15 protein-coding genes and 1 pseudogene are annotated in these 15,535 nt (G+C 64.4%); 8 read left to right on the top strand and 8 right to left on the bottom strand.

Annotation, left to right across the window (positions count from 1 at the left end; all coding sequences use genetic code 11):
• Both AC1DKN_RS15115 and AC1DKN_RS15110 read left to right on the top strand, forming a co-directional pair.
• The coding region (locus AC1DKN_RS15115; protein WP_476871722.1) for an HNH endonuclease signature motif containing protein at positions 1 to 614 on the top strand (614 nt) is incomplete at its 5' end.
• Between the two features lie 143 nt (positions 615 to 757).
• A complete protein-coding gene (locus tag AC1DKN_RS15110) occupies positions 758 to 1,276 on the top strand; it encodes a DUF2087 domain-containing protein (RefSeq protein WP_476871721.1) in 519 nt (172 codons plus the stop codon).
• Between the two features lie 139 nt (positions 1,277 to 1,415).
• Here AC1DKN_RS15110 and AC1DKN_RS15105 read toward each other — a convergent pair whose 3' ends face one another.
• Complete coding sequence (locus AC1DKN_RS15105) at positions 1,416 to 1,721, bottom strand: hypothetical protein (protein ID WP_476856884.1); 306 nt, start codon at positions 1,719 to 1,721, stop codon at positions 1,416 to 1,418.
• A gap of 182 nt (positions 1,722 to 1,903) precedes the next feature.
• On the opposite strand from AC1DKN_RS15105, the gene AC1DKN_RS15100 reads away from it, so the two are divergent.
• The 3 genes from AC1DKN_RS15100 to AC1DKN_RS15090 all read left to right on the top strand — a co-directional run bounded on the left by AC1DKN_RS15100 (position 1,904) and on the right by AC1DKN_RS15090 (position 5,228).
• On the top strand, positions 1,904 to 3,517 hold the full coding sequence (locus tag AC1DKN_RS15100) for a phospholipase D family protein (RefSeq protein WP_476871720.1): 1,614 nt from the start codon (positions 1,904 to 1,906) through the stop codon (positions 3,515 to 3,517).
• Positions 3,518 to 3,788: 271 nt separating this feature from the next.
• Positions 3,789 to 4,169: a nuclear transport factor 2 family protein gene (locus AC1DKN_RS15095; protein ID WP_476850097.1), complete on the top strand. Its 381-nt coding sequence runs from the start codon at positions 3,789 to 3,791 to the stop codon at positions 4,167 to 4,169.
• 252 nt (positions 4,170 to 4,421) lie between these two features.
• The gene (locus AC1DKN_RS15090; RefSeq protein ID WP_476871719.1) at positions 4,422 to 5,228 is read left to right on the top strand and encodes an SDR family oxidoreductase; all 807 of its coding nucleotides are present in this window, start codon (positions 4,422 to 4,424) and stop codon (positions 5,226 to 5,228) included.
• A gap of 85 nt (positions 5,229 to 5,313) precedes the next feature.
• Here AC1DKN_RS15090 and AC1DKN_RS15085 read toward each other — a convergent pair whose 3' ends face one another.
• Positions 5,314 to 6,174, bottom strand: coding sequence for a 3-hydroxyacyl-CoA dehydrogenase (locus AC1DKN_RS15085; protein ID WP_476871718.1), 861 nt, complete (start codon positions 6,172 to 6,174; stop codon positions 5,314 to 5,316).
• A 26-nt stretch (positions 6,175 to 6,200) separates the two neighbouring features.
• On the bottom strand, positions 6,201 to 6,833 hold the full coding sequence (locus tag AC1DKN_RS15080; RefSeq protein WP_476850100.1) for a TetR/AcrR family transcriptional regulator: 633 nt from the start codon (positions 6,831 to 6,833) through the stop codon (positions 6,201 to 6,203).
• Between the two features lie 69 nt (positions 6,834 to 6,902).
• Between AC1DKN_RS15080 and AC1DKN_RS15075 the strand changes: the two genes are divergently transcribed.
• The 3 genes from AC1DKN_RS15075 (at position 6,903) to AC1DKN_RS15065 (ending at position 11,380) form a co-directional block, all read left to right on the top strand.
• Complete coding sequence (locus AC1DKN_RS15075) at positions 6,903 to 9,311, top strand: alpha/beta fold hydrolase (RefSeq protein ID WP_476871717.1); 2,409 nt, start codon at positions 6,903 to 6,905, stop codon at positions 9,309 to 9,311.
• 308 nt (positions 9,312 to 9,619) lie between these two features.
• Positions 9,620 to 10,189, top strand: coding sequence for a hypothetical protein (locus AC1DKN_RS15070; protein ID WP_476871716.1), 570 nt, complete (start codon positions 9,620 to 9,622; stop codon positions 10,187 to 10,189).
• Positions 10,190 to 10,777: 588 nt separating this feature from the next.
• Entirely contained in the window at positions 10,778 to 11,380 is a 603-nt protein-coding gene (locus AC1DKN_RS15065; protein WP_476871715.1) for a hypothetical protein, read from the top strand.
• Positions 11,381 to 12,173: 793 nt separating this feature from the next.
• Here the strand turns inward: AC1DKN_RS15065 and AC1DKN_RS15060 are convergent.
• The 5 genes and pseudogenes from AC1DKN_RS15060 to AC1DKN_RS15040 form a co-directional block, all read right to left on the bottom strand.
• The gene (locus AC1DKN_RS15060) at positions 12,174 to 12,599 is read right to left on the bottom strand and encodes an acyl-CoA thioesterase (RefSeq protein WP_277523299.1); all 426 of its coding nucleotides are present in this window, start codon (positions 12,597 to 12,599) and stop codon (positions 12,174 to 12,176) included.
• A gap of 66 nt (positions 12,600 to 12,665) precedes the next feature.
• Positions 12,666 to 12,923, bottom strand: a complete 258-nt coding sequence (locus AC1DKN_RS15055) for a hypothetical protein (protein WP_476850104.1) — start codon at positions 12,921 to 12,923, stop codon at positions 12,666 to 12,668.
• Positions 12,924 to 13,720: 797 nt separating this feature from the next.
• Positions 13,721 to 14,125: a hypothetical protein gene (locus AC1DKN_RS15050; protein WP_476871714.1), complete on the bottom strand. Its 405-nt coding sequence runs from the start codon at positions 14,123 to 14,125 to the stop codon at positions 13,721 to 13,723.
• A 16-nt stretch (positions 14,126 to 14,141) separates the two neighbouring features.
• Positions 14,142 to 14,246, bottom strand: a pseudogene (locus AC1DKN_RS15045) (IS5/IS1182 family transposase); the annotation flags it as partial.
• Between the two features lie 130 nt (positions 14,247 to 14,376).
• Positions 14,377 to 15,501, bottom strand: coding sequence for an EcsC family protein (locus AC1DKN_RS15040; RefSeq protein ID WP_476871713.1), 1,125 nt, complete (start codon positions 15,499 to 15,501; stop codon positions 14,377 to 14,379).
• Between the last annotated feature and the right edge of the window lie 34 nt (positions 15,502 to 15,535).

The following is a 15,535-nucleotide window of genomic DNA, read 5'->3' as shown; positions in this document are numbered from 1 at the left end:
CGCCCTCGATGGCCCGCCGCCTCATCGCCGAGGGCGCCGGTTCCTTCCACCGCGTCCTGACCGACCCCCGGGACGGCGCCCCGCTCGAAATCGGCCGGACCAGCTACCGGCTCACGACGGCCCAGCGCCACTGGCTCCGGCTCCGCGACGGCCGGTGCCCGTTCCCCGGCTGCAGCAACCACTCCCTGGACAACGAGGCAGACCACCTCCTGGCCTGGGCCGACGGCGGCACCACCGGCATCTCGAACCTCGGCCAGCCCTGCCCGAAACACCACCGGCTCAAACACACCTCCGCCTGGACACCGGACCGGGCCAGCAAAGACCACCCGCCCGGCTGGACCTCACCGTCCGGACGGCACTACCCCAGCGAACACCAGGACTGGGAACCACCCCGCTGGCCCGAGGACTGGGACCCACCCCGCTGGCCCGAAGACTGGCTGCCCCACATCCCGGCCACGGACGAACCCGGCCCGGAACCCGACCCCGATCAAGGCCAGCCCGCGGATCCGGGCCCAGGCCTGCCCCCGGACCCCTTCCCGGACTGGCACCAATTCATCGCCGGACACCAATTGCCCGATACAGTGCCGGAATACCGCCTGCTGCAACCCATCTGAACGGCCAACCGTCAATGTCCGGGCCATCAGCCTGCCGTCGGCAGGCCCTGTCCGCCACACCCGCGCAGGACTACGATTTTGCCTGTTGGCCAAGTACCCGTGACCAGCACAGGCGGGGGCAAATGCAGAGTGAGGAAAACGCTGTGACCGGAACGACGATGGTGAGTGGACCGCACTGGCGGCGTGTAGTGGCAGCCCTCGCTAACACGGACGCTCGGACCGCCTACGCGCAGATAGTGCTCGGCGCCAAGCTCCCCGACGTGCTTGCTGACCTGAATGACCACCGGCGAAACCGGGCTATCGCTGCCCTCCTTGAGTCAGGACTCGTGGAAAGCAATGCCGCCAGTGACCTTGAGGCACCCGAGGCGATCTTCCGCGACCTCCTCAGGCAGCAACCCCGGCGGCAGCCGCAGACCGGATTGGCCCGCTTCATGCGCTTGGGGCGGATCGAGAGGTATCCAGCCAACATGACGGAACGGCGGGAGCTCCTGGCCTGGATCGTCAGCGAAGCTTTTGAGCCGGGCGAACACCTAACGGAAAAGCAGGTTAATGAACGACTGCTCAGTTATACCGATGACGTCGTCATGCTGCGCCGCTACATGATCGACTTCGGACTACTGGAACGGACGGCCTCGGGTTCCTCATACTCCCGGCAGGCATAACGCGGGCTCCATGCGGGCATTACGTGGGCTTTGAACTCGACGCTCTCATAGCGCCCAAACCTGCCCGAGAGCCAACATTGGCACCCACGGGATGCAGCGGTTTCTTGTGCCACCGCGAGTCCAGCATGATTCCCAGCGGTCAGCCCGCGCCCTGGCCCTCGCGGGCCACTTCTTCCAGAATCCTGGCTGTCGGCGCTGCCGTCATCAGCTGCCCGATCACCTCGGGTTTGTCCCACACCTGGCTGCGCAACTTATCCAGAAAGCCGGTCGCGGCGTCCCTGGTGTCGAAGTCAAGGAGCACGGCCACGCTGTTCTGGTCCTCCGTATCCCTGAACAGGCGGACAGACCGGGCGCCGGAGGCGGCTCGGCCTGCGGGATCGCTGTCGAAGACCTTCTTAAAGGCCTCGTAGTCCCGGACCGGATAGCTAATCTGCAGGGTGAACATCGTCGTTCCTTTCCCTCGGGCTATGTCAGGACCACGATAGGCCGTCCAGCGTCATCCCGGTAGGGCCGGAGAGCGAGTTTGATCCGGTGCTTACGACCCGGTCGGTGACATTGGGCAGCACAGTCGCTACGTTGAAGACCGGACACTAGTGCCCTGGGCTCGGGCGCCGAAAGAAGGACTGAGTGGACAGTGATGCTGGTACGTGGTTTCTGAGCCGCGCCGAGCGGGGGAATTTGGCCACAGACGTACACACGGGCGGTGCCGGATCGCCGCCGTGGTCGGAGGGCAATCTTGTGCGGCCCCTGATTCATGGCGCGACCTACTTCGCCCGGCTGCATGAGGAGTTGACGGCTCTGCAGGCCGGGGACCGCGTGTGGTTCACCGACTGGCGTGGCGACGCCGACGAGCGGCTGCTGGCGGACGGACCGTCGATCGGTGAGGTGCTCGCTGGCTTGGCCCGTGAGGGAGTGGAAGTGCGGGGCCTTGTCTGGAGATCCCATGGAGAGCGCGTGTCGGCCCCGATCAGCGGCCGATCCAATGAGCTCCTCAGCCGTCAGGTCAACGACGCGGGCGGAGAGGTGCTGCTGGATCAGCGTGTACGCCTGTTTGGCTCCCATCACCAAAAAATCTTCGTCATCCGCCGTCGTGACAACCCGTCGCGGGATGTCGCGTTCGTTGGCGGGATCGACCTTTCGCACAGCCGTCGGGACGATGCCGACCACGCGGGAGACCCGCAAGCCGTGAGCATGGATTCCCGGTACGGGAAACGACCGCCATGGCACGATGCCGCCCTCGAACTGCGTGGCCCCGTGGTCGCAGATGTCCTGGCAGTATTTGCTGAACGGTGGAACGACCCGCATCCTCTGGACCGGCGCACCCCCTACCGGATGCTGCTGCAACGTCTGGCCCGCATGCCCCGGCACCCCGAACCGCTCCCGGCCACTGCACCGCCACCGCCACCGGCGGGCAAGCACGCCGTGCAGCTGCTGCGCACCTACGGGGTGAAACGTCCCCCGTTTCCGTTCGCGCCCGACGGGGAACGCAGCATTGCCCGCGCCTACACGAAAGCCTTCGCCCGCGCCCGCTCGCTGATCTACGTCGAGGATCAGTACCTGTGGTCGAAAGAGGTCGCAGCCGGAATCGCGGAGGCCCTCGACCGGAATCCCAACCTGAACGTGATCGCCGTCGTACCCCGTTACCCCGACGCTGACGGGCCTCTCGCAGGGCCGGCGGCCCGGATCGGGCAACTGCGTGCCATCAGCATGCTGCGTCTGGTCGCGCCCGACAGGGTCGGCGTGTTCGACCTGGAGAACCGCGCGGGAACTCCGATCTATGTCCACGCCAAGATCTGCATCATCGACGACACCTGGTTCACCTGCGGCTCAGACAACTTCAACCGTCGGTCCTGGACCAACGACAGCGAGCTCACCTGCGCCGTACTCGACACGACTGTCGACAACCGGGAGGCGCCCGGCACAGACAACAGCCGCGACACTTTCCGGCCTTTGGCCCACGGGCTCCGGCTCCAACTCTGGGCAGAACACCTGGGGCTGGAGCAGAACGATCCCCAGCTCATCGACCCGGCGGCCGGGCTCCAACTTTGGAACACCACCGCAGACGCTCTCGACCGCTGGCATGAAGCCGGCCGCCGCTCCCCCCGACCCGCGGGACACGCGCGCCACCACACTCCAGAGCCGGTGTCGGTCCGCCAACGCCTCTGGGCCGATCCGATGAGCCGTCTTCTCATGGACCCAGACGGCCGCCCGCGCCGGCTGCGCGGCACTACCCAGTTCTAGGCACGACGCTGACGGCCGCGAACCAGCAGAACGCCTGAACAACTCCGGGGACTGCAGCCCCGCCCCGCCGCTGCGTCTCCGCCTCAGCCTTCGTGCATCCCAGGCAGACGACGGCCAGCACCACGCCGCAGCGGCAGCCCTCCTCGACGTCGTGACTTCTGTACTCAACGGCTATAACCTGACCGGCGACGATCCGGTCCAAATTGAACCGCGTTCTCCGCCTCATCGATGTGCAGAGCTTGAAGATTTCAATCTTAGGGAGGAGCTGCCGATGTCCACGCTGAGCAAGGCTGCGCCAGACGTACTCCAGCGCTACTACCGGATCCTGGCCGCCGGCATAGATGCGTTCGACCCCGACGGCGAGCTGCGCACTTTGCTCGTCGACGACCTCGAATTTGAAGGTCCGATCGCAGGGAAGCGCACAGGGGCCGCCGGATTCTGCCAAGGCGTAAAAGGCTTCATCGCCACGGTGTCGGACCTCGAGATCCTCCAAGAGGTCCACGGCGCAGATGGCTCCGCGATACTCTACGACGCCCGCATGCCGGCAGGGATTGTCCGGCTCGCAGAGTTCTTCCGCTTCGACAACGGCAAGATCTCGACACTCCGGATCCACTACGATCCCGCCGACTACGTACGACAAGGCGGCCGCTGATCTTCGGTTGCCCGCTCAGCATCGCCAGCCCGCCGGCGTCGCGGAATGATTCAGTCTAAATCCGTCCGCGGCGTCGACGACAGACCCCCGGCAATTGCCCCTATGCGATGGAACAGCGCCGCCGGGGAACCACCCGGCGGACAACCACCTCGGAACTGTCACTAAGCCTGCGCCCTTGCTCTCCCCGGTCACTACGCGTATGAGAGAAGCATGGGTTCGCGACGAGATGTCCTCCGCGGTCGCGTGGCAGTCGTGACTGGCTCGACGCGCGGCCTGGGGTTGGCCATGGCCCGGTTGCTGGGGCATCAGGGTGCGACGGTGGTGCTGGCGTCCAGGTCGGCCGCCGACGTCGAGGCCGCCGTCGAGCGGCTGCATGCGGAAGGGATCGCGGCGTCCGGGCGTCAGTGCGACACCGGTGATCTGGCCGACGTCGAGGCCCTGCGCGACGAGGCCCTTAGCCGCGGGACGCTCGACATCTGGGTCAACAACGCCGGAGCTTCCGGTGTCTTCGGGCCGACGGCGTCCACGCCGGTCGAGGACTTCACGCAAGTGGTGCGCACGAACATCCTCGGCACGTTCCACGGGTCGAGGGTGGCGTTGCCGGTGTTCATCGGCCAAGGTCGCGGCGACCTCGTCAACGTGTACGGCCACGGCGACCAGGGGCCGGTGGCGCTGCAGAACGCGTATGCGTCAAGCAAGCGTTGGGTCCGGCAGTTCACCGAGACGTTGCGGGTGGAGACCAAGGGCACCGGCGTCCGGGTGCATGGCATGAATCCGGGCCTGGTGATCACGGACATGCTGGGGCACGTCACGTCCCAGCCCGGGTACGAGCATCGACTGGGCGGGCTGCAGGTCGTCGTCGGGCTGTGGGGGCAGACCCCTGACGACGCCGCGCGCCCGCTCCTGGACCTCGTAACGTCGGACACCGCCGAGTTCCGGTATCTGACCAAGACGACCATGGTGACCCGCGGGGTGCGCAACCTGCTGGCCGGACGCCTCCGTCGCGCCAGGCGCATGCCTCTGGACGTCACCGTCCTGGACTCGAACCGCCAGGGCTGACCGGGTCCGTGTAAAAAGCGGTTCCGCAGCCACTCCCCCTCCGCTAGACCGTCCGTCAGCACCGTCCGTCAGCCCATGCGAAGACCTAGTAGGTATAGAAACCCTCGCCCGTCTCGACGCCGAGCTTGCCATGGTCGATGTAGTTGGCCTTGAGGTACCGAGCGAAGGCTTGAGATCCGGGGTCTGGCGATGAGGCGGCAATGTTGTAGGCGGTTCCCAGCCCGACGACGTCGTAGATCTGGAACGGACCGCTCGGCGCTCCGGTGGCAATGCGCCACGTCTTGTCGATCGTTTCCGGGCTGGCGACGCCTTGCAGCAGCAGGCCGGCGGCCGCGTTCAGGAGCGGGACCAGCAGGGAGTTCAGCACGTAGCCGGCCTTCTCCTTCCTGATCTCGATCGGCTCCAGCCCGCTGTTTCGCGCGAAGTCGACGACGGCGTCGAAGACTGCGGGATCGGTTTCGGCGGTGCCCATCACCTCGGCGATGTTCTGCGCCCAGATGTTGTTGGCGTAATGGATGGCGAGGAAGCGGTCGGGGCGGCCGGTGGAATCTTTAAGATCACTGGGCAGCAAAGTTGATGAGTTCGTGGCGAAGATGGTCTTGGCGGGGGCCAGATCTGCGAGCGTGCGGTAGACGTCCCGCTTCACCTCGAGCAGCTCAGGAACGGCCTCGATCACGAGGTCTGCATCGGCGACGGCGTCCCCGAGGTTGGCGGTGAGGCGGAGGTTTTCAAGAGCTGCCTCGGCTTTGCTCTCTCCGGCACCGCCGACGTTGGCCGCCCGGTAGATGCCGACAAGCCGGGCGAAGCGCGCCCGGGCCTTCTCCAGGGCGTCGCCGTCGACGTCGTAGGCGGTGACAGCGAATCCGTGGAAGGCGGCCTGATAGGCGATCTGGGAACCGAGCACTCCGGTGCCGAGCACGGTCAGGGTCTTGATCTGGTGGGGCATGCGGGTTCTTCCTTTCCACCCGGGCGCTAGGAACGGCCGGGGTTGACGGACCCATAGATACTGCGGATCCAGATGGTGGATAACACGTCCAGGGCATGGGACTCCGCGATCGCGGGAATCTCCCGGTTGAGGACGGCGGTGATCACCCGCTCGTTCATGAGATTGAGGCTTACGGCCAGGTCATGGGCGTCGATGCCGTCCGGCGCGGCCCCTCGGGCTTGCTCCGACGAGATGACATCGCTCGAGAAATCGACCCAGGACTGCATCGATTTGGACCAGAGGGCGCGCACCTCGTCGTTGCGGGCCCGCGCTGCAATCGCCGCGGTGGCGACGCCGCGATGCGCCACGAACACCTCAACGAACATGCCAATGGAGCGCGTCCAGGCTCCCGCGGGGTCACTTTCGAAATTTCGCGGCAACTCACTGACACGGTGCTCTACCTCGGAGATCACCCGGTCCAGAAGGGCCAGCAGCATCTCATCCTTGGACGAGAAGTAGAAGTAGAAGGTGGGGCGCGAGATGCCGGCGCCGCGGGCCAGCTCCTCGATCGAAACGTCGTCGAAGGACCGCTCGCCAAGGAGCGCCTCGGCAGTTGTGAGGATCGCGTCCTGGCGTTCATCCCCCGAGACCCGTGCTGTACGTCTTCCACGTGGAGCCATGCGTCCATCCTAACGCGAGGTATCAACACGGTGTTGACTCTCTCGACTTTAAGTCGATAGCTTGGCGTGATGAGCGCGCACGTGGATGTGTTGATTGTCGGAGCCGGGCTGAGCGGCATAGGTTTCGCGAGCCGGCTGAAACGCGAAACACCAGGGAAGACCTTCGCGATCCTGGAGTCCCGGGGCACGGTGGGCGGCACCTGGGATCTCTTCCGATACCCGGGCGTCCGCTCCGACAGCGACATGTACACGCTCGGCTATTCCTTCCGGCCCTGGGCCGGTGCCAAGGCGATCGCCGACGGCGATTCGATCCGCGACTACATCGAGGCGACCATTGCGGACGAGGGCCTGTCTCCGCAGATCCGGCTGAACACCCGGGTGGTCTCTGCCGGCTGGTCCAGCGACACCGCGCTGTGGACGGTGACGGCCGTCCGCACATCCGAGGGCGAATACCGGCACGGCGACCCGGGACCCGGCACCGCCGAGGCGGTCACGTTCACATGCTCTTTCCTGTCTGTGTGCTCGGGCTATTACCGCTATGACGAGGGGTTTACCCCTGCCATTGAGGGCGCCGACACCTTCGCCGGATCGATCGTCCACCCGCAGCACTGGCCGGCCGACCTCGATTACGAGGGCAAGCAGGTGGTGATCATCGGCAGCGGGGCCACCGCGGTGACACTTGTGCCGTCCATGGCGAAGTCAGCCGCGAAGGTGACGATGCTGCAGCGCTCCCCCACGTACATTGCCCCCGTGCCGTCCCGCGACCATCTGGCCGACCGCCTCCGGGGCAAGCTGCCCGCGCAACTGGCGTACGACGTCGTTAGGGTCAAGAACATTCTCTTTTCGATGTTCACGTACCAGCTCAGCCGACGGCGGCCGGAGACCATGAAAGCGATCCTGCGCAAATCGGCGGTGGCCAAGCTGCCGCAGGGCTTTGCGGTGGACACGCACCTGGCGCCGTCGTATCAGCCGTGGGACCAGCGGGTCTGCGCGATCCCCAACGGGGACCTCTACCGCGCGATCAGCGCAGGCACTGCCGACATCGTGACCGACAGGATCTCCCGGATCACGCCGGACGGGATTGATCTGGTCTCGGGCGGGTCGATCCCGGCCGACGTCATCGTCACGGCGACGGGATTGAATCTGCTGGTGATTGGCGGGATGACGCTCACCGTCGACGGCGAGCCCGTGGACGTGGGCAAGACCCTGACCTACAAGGGCATGATGCTCGACGGCGTGCCCAACTTTGCGCTCACCATCGGGTACACCAATGCATCGTGGACCCTGAAGGCGGATCTGGTCGCAGGCTACGTCTGCCGGCTGCTGAAGCATCTTGACCGGCGGGGACTGCATTGGGTGGTGCCCGCGGCGCCCGCCGCTGTCGCCAACGGTGAGCTGTCCTCCCTGATTGACCTGAAGGCCGGCTACATTTTCCGCGGGGCCGATCAGCTGCCCCGGCAGGGTGCCGGTTCACCGTGGCGGCTGCACCAGAATTACTTCCGAGACTTTGCCCTCCTGAGGGCCGGCAGGTTGACCGACCGGGTCCGTTTCGGTCGGCGCGGACAACGGGTGCGGGCGTCCGGTGGGGCGCCATGTGTGCGCCGGGATCCCCTGGCGCTCCCGGGGACGGGATACGTCGACGTCGCAGGCACGCGGTTGCGATACCGGAAGACCGGCAGCGGCGACCCGGTGCTGGTCCTGCACGGGATCGGCCAGAGCCTGGAGGACTGGAACGGGCAGCACGAGCGGCTCTCGGCACGCCACGCCGTTTACAGCGTGGACCTGCCCGGATTTGCTTACTCGGAACGGCTTTCCGGGCCGGCGACGTTGGCGAAGCTGGCCGACGTCCTGCCGGCTTTCCTCGACGCCGTCGGGGTGCACGAGCCGCTCCCCGTGATTGGAAACTCGCTGGGCGGGGCCGTCGCCATGAAACTGGCTGCCGAACACCCGGACCGTGTTTCGGCGCTGGTTCTTGCGAACAGTGCCGGGTTTGGCAAGGAGGTTGCACTGGTATTGCGCCTGCTCGCGGTCGGGCCGCTCGCGGCGTTGCTGCTGCGTCCGGATCCAGTGGCTTCGCGCCGCACCGTCCAGTCGATCTTCTACGACAAAGCACTGGTGACCGACGCCCGCATTGACCACGCGTTCGCTTTGTCGCAGCGGGCGTCCCACCGCCAAACCCTCCTCGACGTCGCCCGCGACCTCGGAACCATCTTTGGCGTCAGGGCCGGGTGGCGGAGAGCCCTCCTCGGGGCGTTGGCGCAATCGGAGACTCCCACGCTCGTGGTCTGGGGCGACCACGACCACATCCTCCCGTTCAGCCACCTCGAGGCGGCAGTGGCAGCGTTGCCACACGCCGAGTCGTACACATTCTCGAAGACGGGGCACATGCCGCAGATCGAACGGCCCGACGAGTTCGCCGCGGTGGTGGAGGACTTCCTGTCACGGGTGCCGGCGGGGAGGCAGGCGGCGGCCATCTGAGGCGTGTGGGCGATCGGAAGGCATAAATAACTTGCCCTGGCTGTAATTACTGGCAGCGTCCCGGAAACTTTGCTTTCAAGCGGGACATTCGGCCCGCCGTCATAAGAATTGGGGGCTACACAATGCATTCACATCGCGCCAGACTCTTCACTGCCGTCACCATCGCAGGTTCTTCCATCGGCCTCGCCCTTGCCGGCTGTGGGCCACAGCCAGGGGCTCCGGCCGCCGCTTCGAGCCTTGCCGTGAGTACCATGGCAGACCGCACGGCGACGTTAACTTTCCCACCTGCTTCCACTGCAGGACCGACGGTGCCTGCCGCCAGGGCGGTACCGGCGTCGGAGGTTCCCGCCTCAGCGGCCAAGCACGGGTCTGCCGCGCTGAAGACCTTCACGTTCCCGGACGGACACATCTCGTTCGCCTATCCGGAGACGTGGACCGTGCGAACCGTGCACCCGCCCGCCGGCCTCCCCGGCGTTGAGGTCATCGTTGCTGACGGTGCGGGAAACGATCTGCTCTTCCTGGCCAACGGCGTCACTGCAGGGTGTACTGGCGGTCCCGTGACGCGTCATGTGTTCGATCACAAGGCAGTTTCCGGTATGACGGCGCCGGACGGCAGGAAGCCCGTCTTCGGATTCGCTGTGGAATCCTTTGGTGACGGCGATGCCTACTTCATGGGGCTAACTGATCCCCGGTCGCTGAAGGAGGGCGAGGGCGTCGCATCATGGTGCAATCTCGTCCCCACTGCCAACGGCGGACTGTTCACCCGGGTCCTTTTCGGCGACCCGGGGTTCCCGAACAGGGAGGCCGCGAAAGCCTGGATGGCGACAAACCAATACACCCAACTCAAAGCGCTGCTGCTCAGCCTGAGCTACACCTGACCGTCGGACCCGGCCCGGCCGCCTCACTGGCGGCCGGGCCGGACCTTTAGGTCAGGGTCCACGAACACTTCAACAGGCCGAACCAGAGCCCACGGGCAGATGGCCGCCGCAGGGTTTGGGCTCAATCCATTCCAGACGCGCCAGATCGACCGGAGCCCAAGGCCCGGATGGCATCGTTGAAGTTCTCGCTGGCCAAATAAGGGCACGGCGCGGCCCTATCCCACTGAGCCGGACACAGGTAGCGTTCCTCTACCAGCCCACCAAACTCGGAGCCTCCGATGCCGCTCAAAGCCAGGGACCGAGAAATCCTCGTGCGAGTGCGGGTGGAGTTCGATCAACCCATCAAGCTCTCCCACGAATCCGTGGACCGGCGCCCAGATCACGCCTTGAGGTTGGGGCCGAACTACAAGACAACGACATCTCCGCCAGCGGTTAAAACTGCGACCCGCGTACCCGAACTCCGTCAGCTGATGATAAGCCGGGTCGTGGAATTCGTCCTCGTCTACTCGATGGACCGTCTGCACCGGAATACGGCAGACGTAAGCGAATACATGTGTGCGGCGAATCTGGCGCCAGACGCGTGCCCGGATGACGCGAATCCGGAATTTCTTCGTGCCAGGCCAGGCGGCGCACTGGCACTTGACCCCGACAGACAAGCGATCCGCATGCAGATACGATGCACTCAGCAGCCGCCGGCCGCTGGACGATACGGTGCCGGCACTGAAGTCTTGGGGGAACACAGTGCAGCGAAAAATATGGATCATCCTTGCGGCGGTGCTTGTCACTGCAGCCGCGGGTGTCATTTTTATGCGCTCTGCGGAAGACAAGGTCACCGCCGATGTGGTCTCCCGGACTGAGCGTTTCTCCATTCCGGCAGACTGGAAGCTGGAGGACAACGTCGCGCGGGGGGAGATGTTCCTCTGCTTCGATACCAACCCGTGCCCGAGCATCTACCGCAGGTGGAACACCGGTAAGGAAATCACCGCCGATGACCTCAAAGCTGTGGTTTCGAAAGCGGGAGTCGATATGAAAACCGACGGGAAATGCTCGAGGCGCTCCAACGACATTGGGGTCGCAACGGTCTGCAGTTCATCCGGCAATGACGGAGAGTATGACTACCTGATCAATGTCATCAGCCCCGACAAAAACGAATCCGACCTCGCTATTCTCACAGTGCGGCCCCACCAATAACCGGCAGAAAATACCCGGTGAATATATCTAGCCAATGGCTGCTGTGAGAGCATCCAGGCCGCATCCACCGCTTTTGGCCGCAGAACAAGGCGGCATTCCGTTCAGCACTATGGGGGATAACAGTTGTGCGCCTAAAAACCCTGCAGATCTTACCGCTGCGGCACTCGCTGGAGTCATAGCCTCATTTCCACTCATCGCGCCTCCGGCCATGGCCGCGGACCTGGTGGCCAAAGAACATGCAAATGTGGAAACCATCCTTGCCCGCGGTTCAGGACAACGCACTTTCGATGTCGAAGCGACCAGGTTCCTGAACCAGCTAAGGCAGGCCTGCGAAACGTAGACGCTTTTTCGAACGTGCCACGTCGTGCTCCGACTTTGCATGGACGGACTTGTGCAAGGTTTCGCATTGGGCCCCGATGCAACAAGCCCCGCACTAAAAGACGTACGGGGCCTGCTGGGGCGATCACGGCCGAAACTAACTAGATCGGCCGACGGCCTTCGAGCTGGATGGACGTCGAGACCGGAACCGGTCAGAAGAGAGGAAGAAAGGAGAATAGACCCGGGGAAGTGTGAGACCCGAGGCTAGTTGGCGGAAATTGCCAGAAACTAATCACCGTCATTCCGTGGTTTTCTCCAGCCTCTAACACTGTCGGATAACTGACCTAGTTGGCGAAGACACTTGGAGATGGCGACTCCGGCCTCTAGGTAGTCAACCAAGGTCCTGTTCGTCCCTGGTTCCGAGAGTGGTTACCATTCGTCACCGATAAATGGTTCATAGACCGACCCGAAGCGCTCATGGGGCTTCTTTTTCGAAGAACAGCGCCATGACGTCGGCCGGCCAGTCCGTCGCGCGACTCGTTTCCTTGTCGACGTGGGCAACGGTCATGACGCAGCGCGACACGTTCGTTCCGCCGGAATCGACCATGGCGCACTCGATAAGCGCATCGGGCCCGCGGAACTCGCGCACGAACGACGTGATGGTGATCTCCTGATCGCCCCGAGCAGGCCGCAGAAAGTCGATCTCCATTCTCCGGACCCAGACCATGAACGGCAATGTGCCCAGTGTTTCCAGATCCCAACCGACATAGTCCCGCAGGCCCTCCATCCGGTGATCTGCGTAATAGGTCGCGTATTCCCCCGTGCTCACGTGGTTGTAGGGGTCGAGCTCGGAGAACTTGACCCGGTGCGTGCTCTTGTAAACAATCGGTACCTTCGCCATTCAGCGCCCCTTAGCTTGCCACAATACTGCTCCGCGAAGCCGCAAGCAGCCGATCCGCCCCGCGGTTCAGGAGCCCGTATCTTCGTCTGAGGAGCCGCCCCTTCGGCCCCACGAGCCGAAAAGTGTGGGGCGGGCGGGACCGGCAGGCGACCGCACCCGACGGACGGCCACCACGGCACATGCCCCAATCAGCACGCCGATGAACACGAGGGAAAGACCGACGGTGAACCAACCGCCATGCCCAAAAACCATCATCACAACGCCCGCCAGGGACAGGCCCTTCGCCGCGACGTCCAGATACAACGGGCCCCTCTGGTTCTCCATGCAACTAGGGTAAACCCGTCACACTCCACCAGCGCCGCCCGGCTATCGAGGCTTTGCGACGCCGCCAATTAGGCCCTCCTCGAGCCGGACGGGAACCCGTAACGGACGGCGGAGTAGGACCGGCGCGCCACCGGCCCGAGCGGTGAGCGCCTGAAGGGTGTGCTTTGCCCATGAAGCGGAAATGTTGGGGTCGCGTCCCGCAAAAATGGCCCCGCACGCGTATGGCGTGCGGGGCCGTCCAGGTTTCAATGAGCACAACAGGAGCGAGCGATGCGCTGCCTGCACTCCAAAAAGTCCGCTGGAACCGACTCCGTGCGCAGTCGTCATCAAGCCAAGAGCCGCTGAGAGCGCACAAAGCGGGCCCTGCACGATTTGCCGTGCAAGGCCCGCTTTAGTGGTAGCTATTTGGAAGACTTCCAACTAGGCGATGCGTTTCTTCCAAATAGGGTGCCATTCTTCCAACTACTAGGTCGATGTGAGATTCCGATCTATCTGGCCCCTTCCTCATAGCTGGCCCCAGTGTTCGCGGGAAGTTTTCGCTCACCTGAAGACGCCCTTATTCCAACCTAGTTGGCCGTTTCCCGAAGCCGGTCGCCAGCACGCCGGCTCATCCTCGAGTTCGTTGGCTCGACTTTTTCCACGGCGTTAGGCGTTGGCGCCGTGGCGGGGCATTGCTGGGGGTAAGCGTGCCAAACAGGGCAAAGCAACTCCGCAGTGCTGTCGGGACGCCCGCCTCCGTCAGTTCCTGCGAGTTCTGCCTCACGGGCGCCGTCGCACGTTGTTCGGGGACAACGACCTCAGTAGTCGTCGTCTTCTTCGTGGTGTCGTTGTGCTTCAGCTATGTCGGATCGAAGCCCATCAGCAACCTTTGAGTAGGCCGCTCGTAGGGTGGCGTTGGGTTCCGTCTCAGCCAATCGAGCAGCGGCCGTGAGGGCTATTTCGAGTTCCTGCGAGACACCGTTGCTGTACGTCCAATATGTGAGGTTCATAGCCTCACTGAGCTGTCGAAGCATAGATTGAGAATCGTCGGCCGCAATCGAGTTTGCCCGCTCGAGCAGTTGGCGGGCCAGTTCCGGCTGTTTCAAAGGCCAGATTGGGACACCGCTGAGCAACTCAAATATGCCAAACAGACTTGGGCCGCCGAGCGAGTCAAGTCCGGTAACCAGAGCGGCCGCCTGAGCGTCAGTGATGCCCCCGCTCATGGCAAGTGAGGAGACCAGGGGACCGGCCCGCGGCCTCGCCGCCGCAGGGGGCCCTGACGATGCATCCGTCCACGGCCAGGTCCGCGAATTCTATGCCGACGATGCGGTCATAGGCCTCCAGGCCGCAGCGGTGGCGTCTGAAGGTCGGCTGTTAGAGCAGAGGAACCAGGACCCGGGCATCGGCGCAGTATCTGGCGCTGCGGTGGCAGTCGCGACTCGTTGAACGCTTGGTCGGAGTGAACTGCCCCGGGTCAGCGGAGGTCGGGTCCACCCGCCACGGCGAGCTCGCCGATCACGCTGATCGCCTCGTCGACTTCGTCTCGGCTGTCCTGATCGACATCAGGCAACAATCCGGGCGCTTCCTCGTCGCCAAGGTGTGGGTACTTCTCTAAGAGGAACCGCCGCCGGTACGCCATGTTGGCGGCGTCAACGATCCCCTCCAAAGTGGTCCAGTTGAGGGTGCCGCCAACGAGGATTCCGGCTACGGGTACAACTTTGCCGAGCCCCTGCTTGGTAAGGCGAACGCCGAATGCCCTCGCGAACTGTTTCGAGACCTGAGCGACGACGGACCTGTCCAGAATCTCCCAGGTCTTTTTGCGGACAAGTGCTTGGGTGAGCCGCGAGATGTCGGCCATTGCGGCGGACTTCGCGCCGGCTGACACAGCCGTTCCGGCACTGACGACCGACATTATGAAGAGCTTCTCGGCAGGTTCTTCCGGATCGTAACCGTAGAGCAGCGACACCTCGCCGACGCAGCGGGACCCGAGTGCCAGAACGAATGCGGCGTCGCCAACGAAAGCGCCGGCGATTACAGCGCCCGAAGGCGCTGCCGCGGCTCCGCCGGTGAGGGGGACGGCGAGTTCTCCTCCGGAGATCGCGAGCCCTGCACCCGCCCCAGAAATTGCCGCAGCAAGCGGGTACCCCCAGCTCGCTCCCCCTCCACGGACAGCGTCGATCTGCTGAAGGTCGAGGCGTCGGAGGTCGGAATGTGATGCAACGTCGTGTCCGCGCTTCCTGTGCTTTTTCACGACCTGTTTGGGTGAGAGTCCCGCCCTTGAGACCCGTCCCACCGTCTGCCGCATCGACGCGAAAGCAGGGCCGCTCCAGTTAGCCACGCCGTCGGGTATGGCATCGGCAGCCTTGCGGGCCCCGGCGCCCATTGTCCGAGCGCCCTTGGCCACCATTTCCTGCCCACGCGAAACGGCAGCTTGGGCTCCTGGGCGTTCCTCCAGGTACTTCGTAGCACGCTTGCCGAGTTCCGCGGCACCGCTGGCCACTTGCTCGCCGGCGTCCCTCATCGCTCGTGAGAGTGGGCGGCCCTGGAACCGTTGGACGTTACGCCATGCATCGAGCTCATAGGCCGAGGGTTCTGTCATGCCGCCATTGTGCCCCACCATCAGGTGTGAAGAA

The organism is Arthrobacter sp. 01N444, assembly GCF_056399305.1.
Note: the sequence above shows the minus strand (reverse complement) of the source record. Positions and strands in the feature narration are given on the sequence as shown.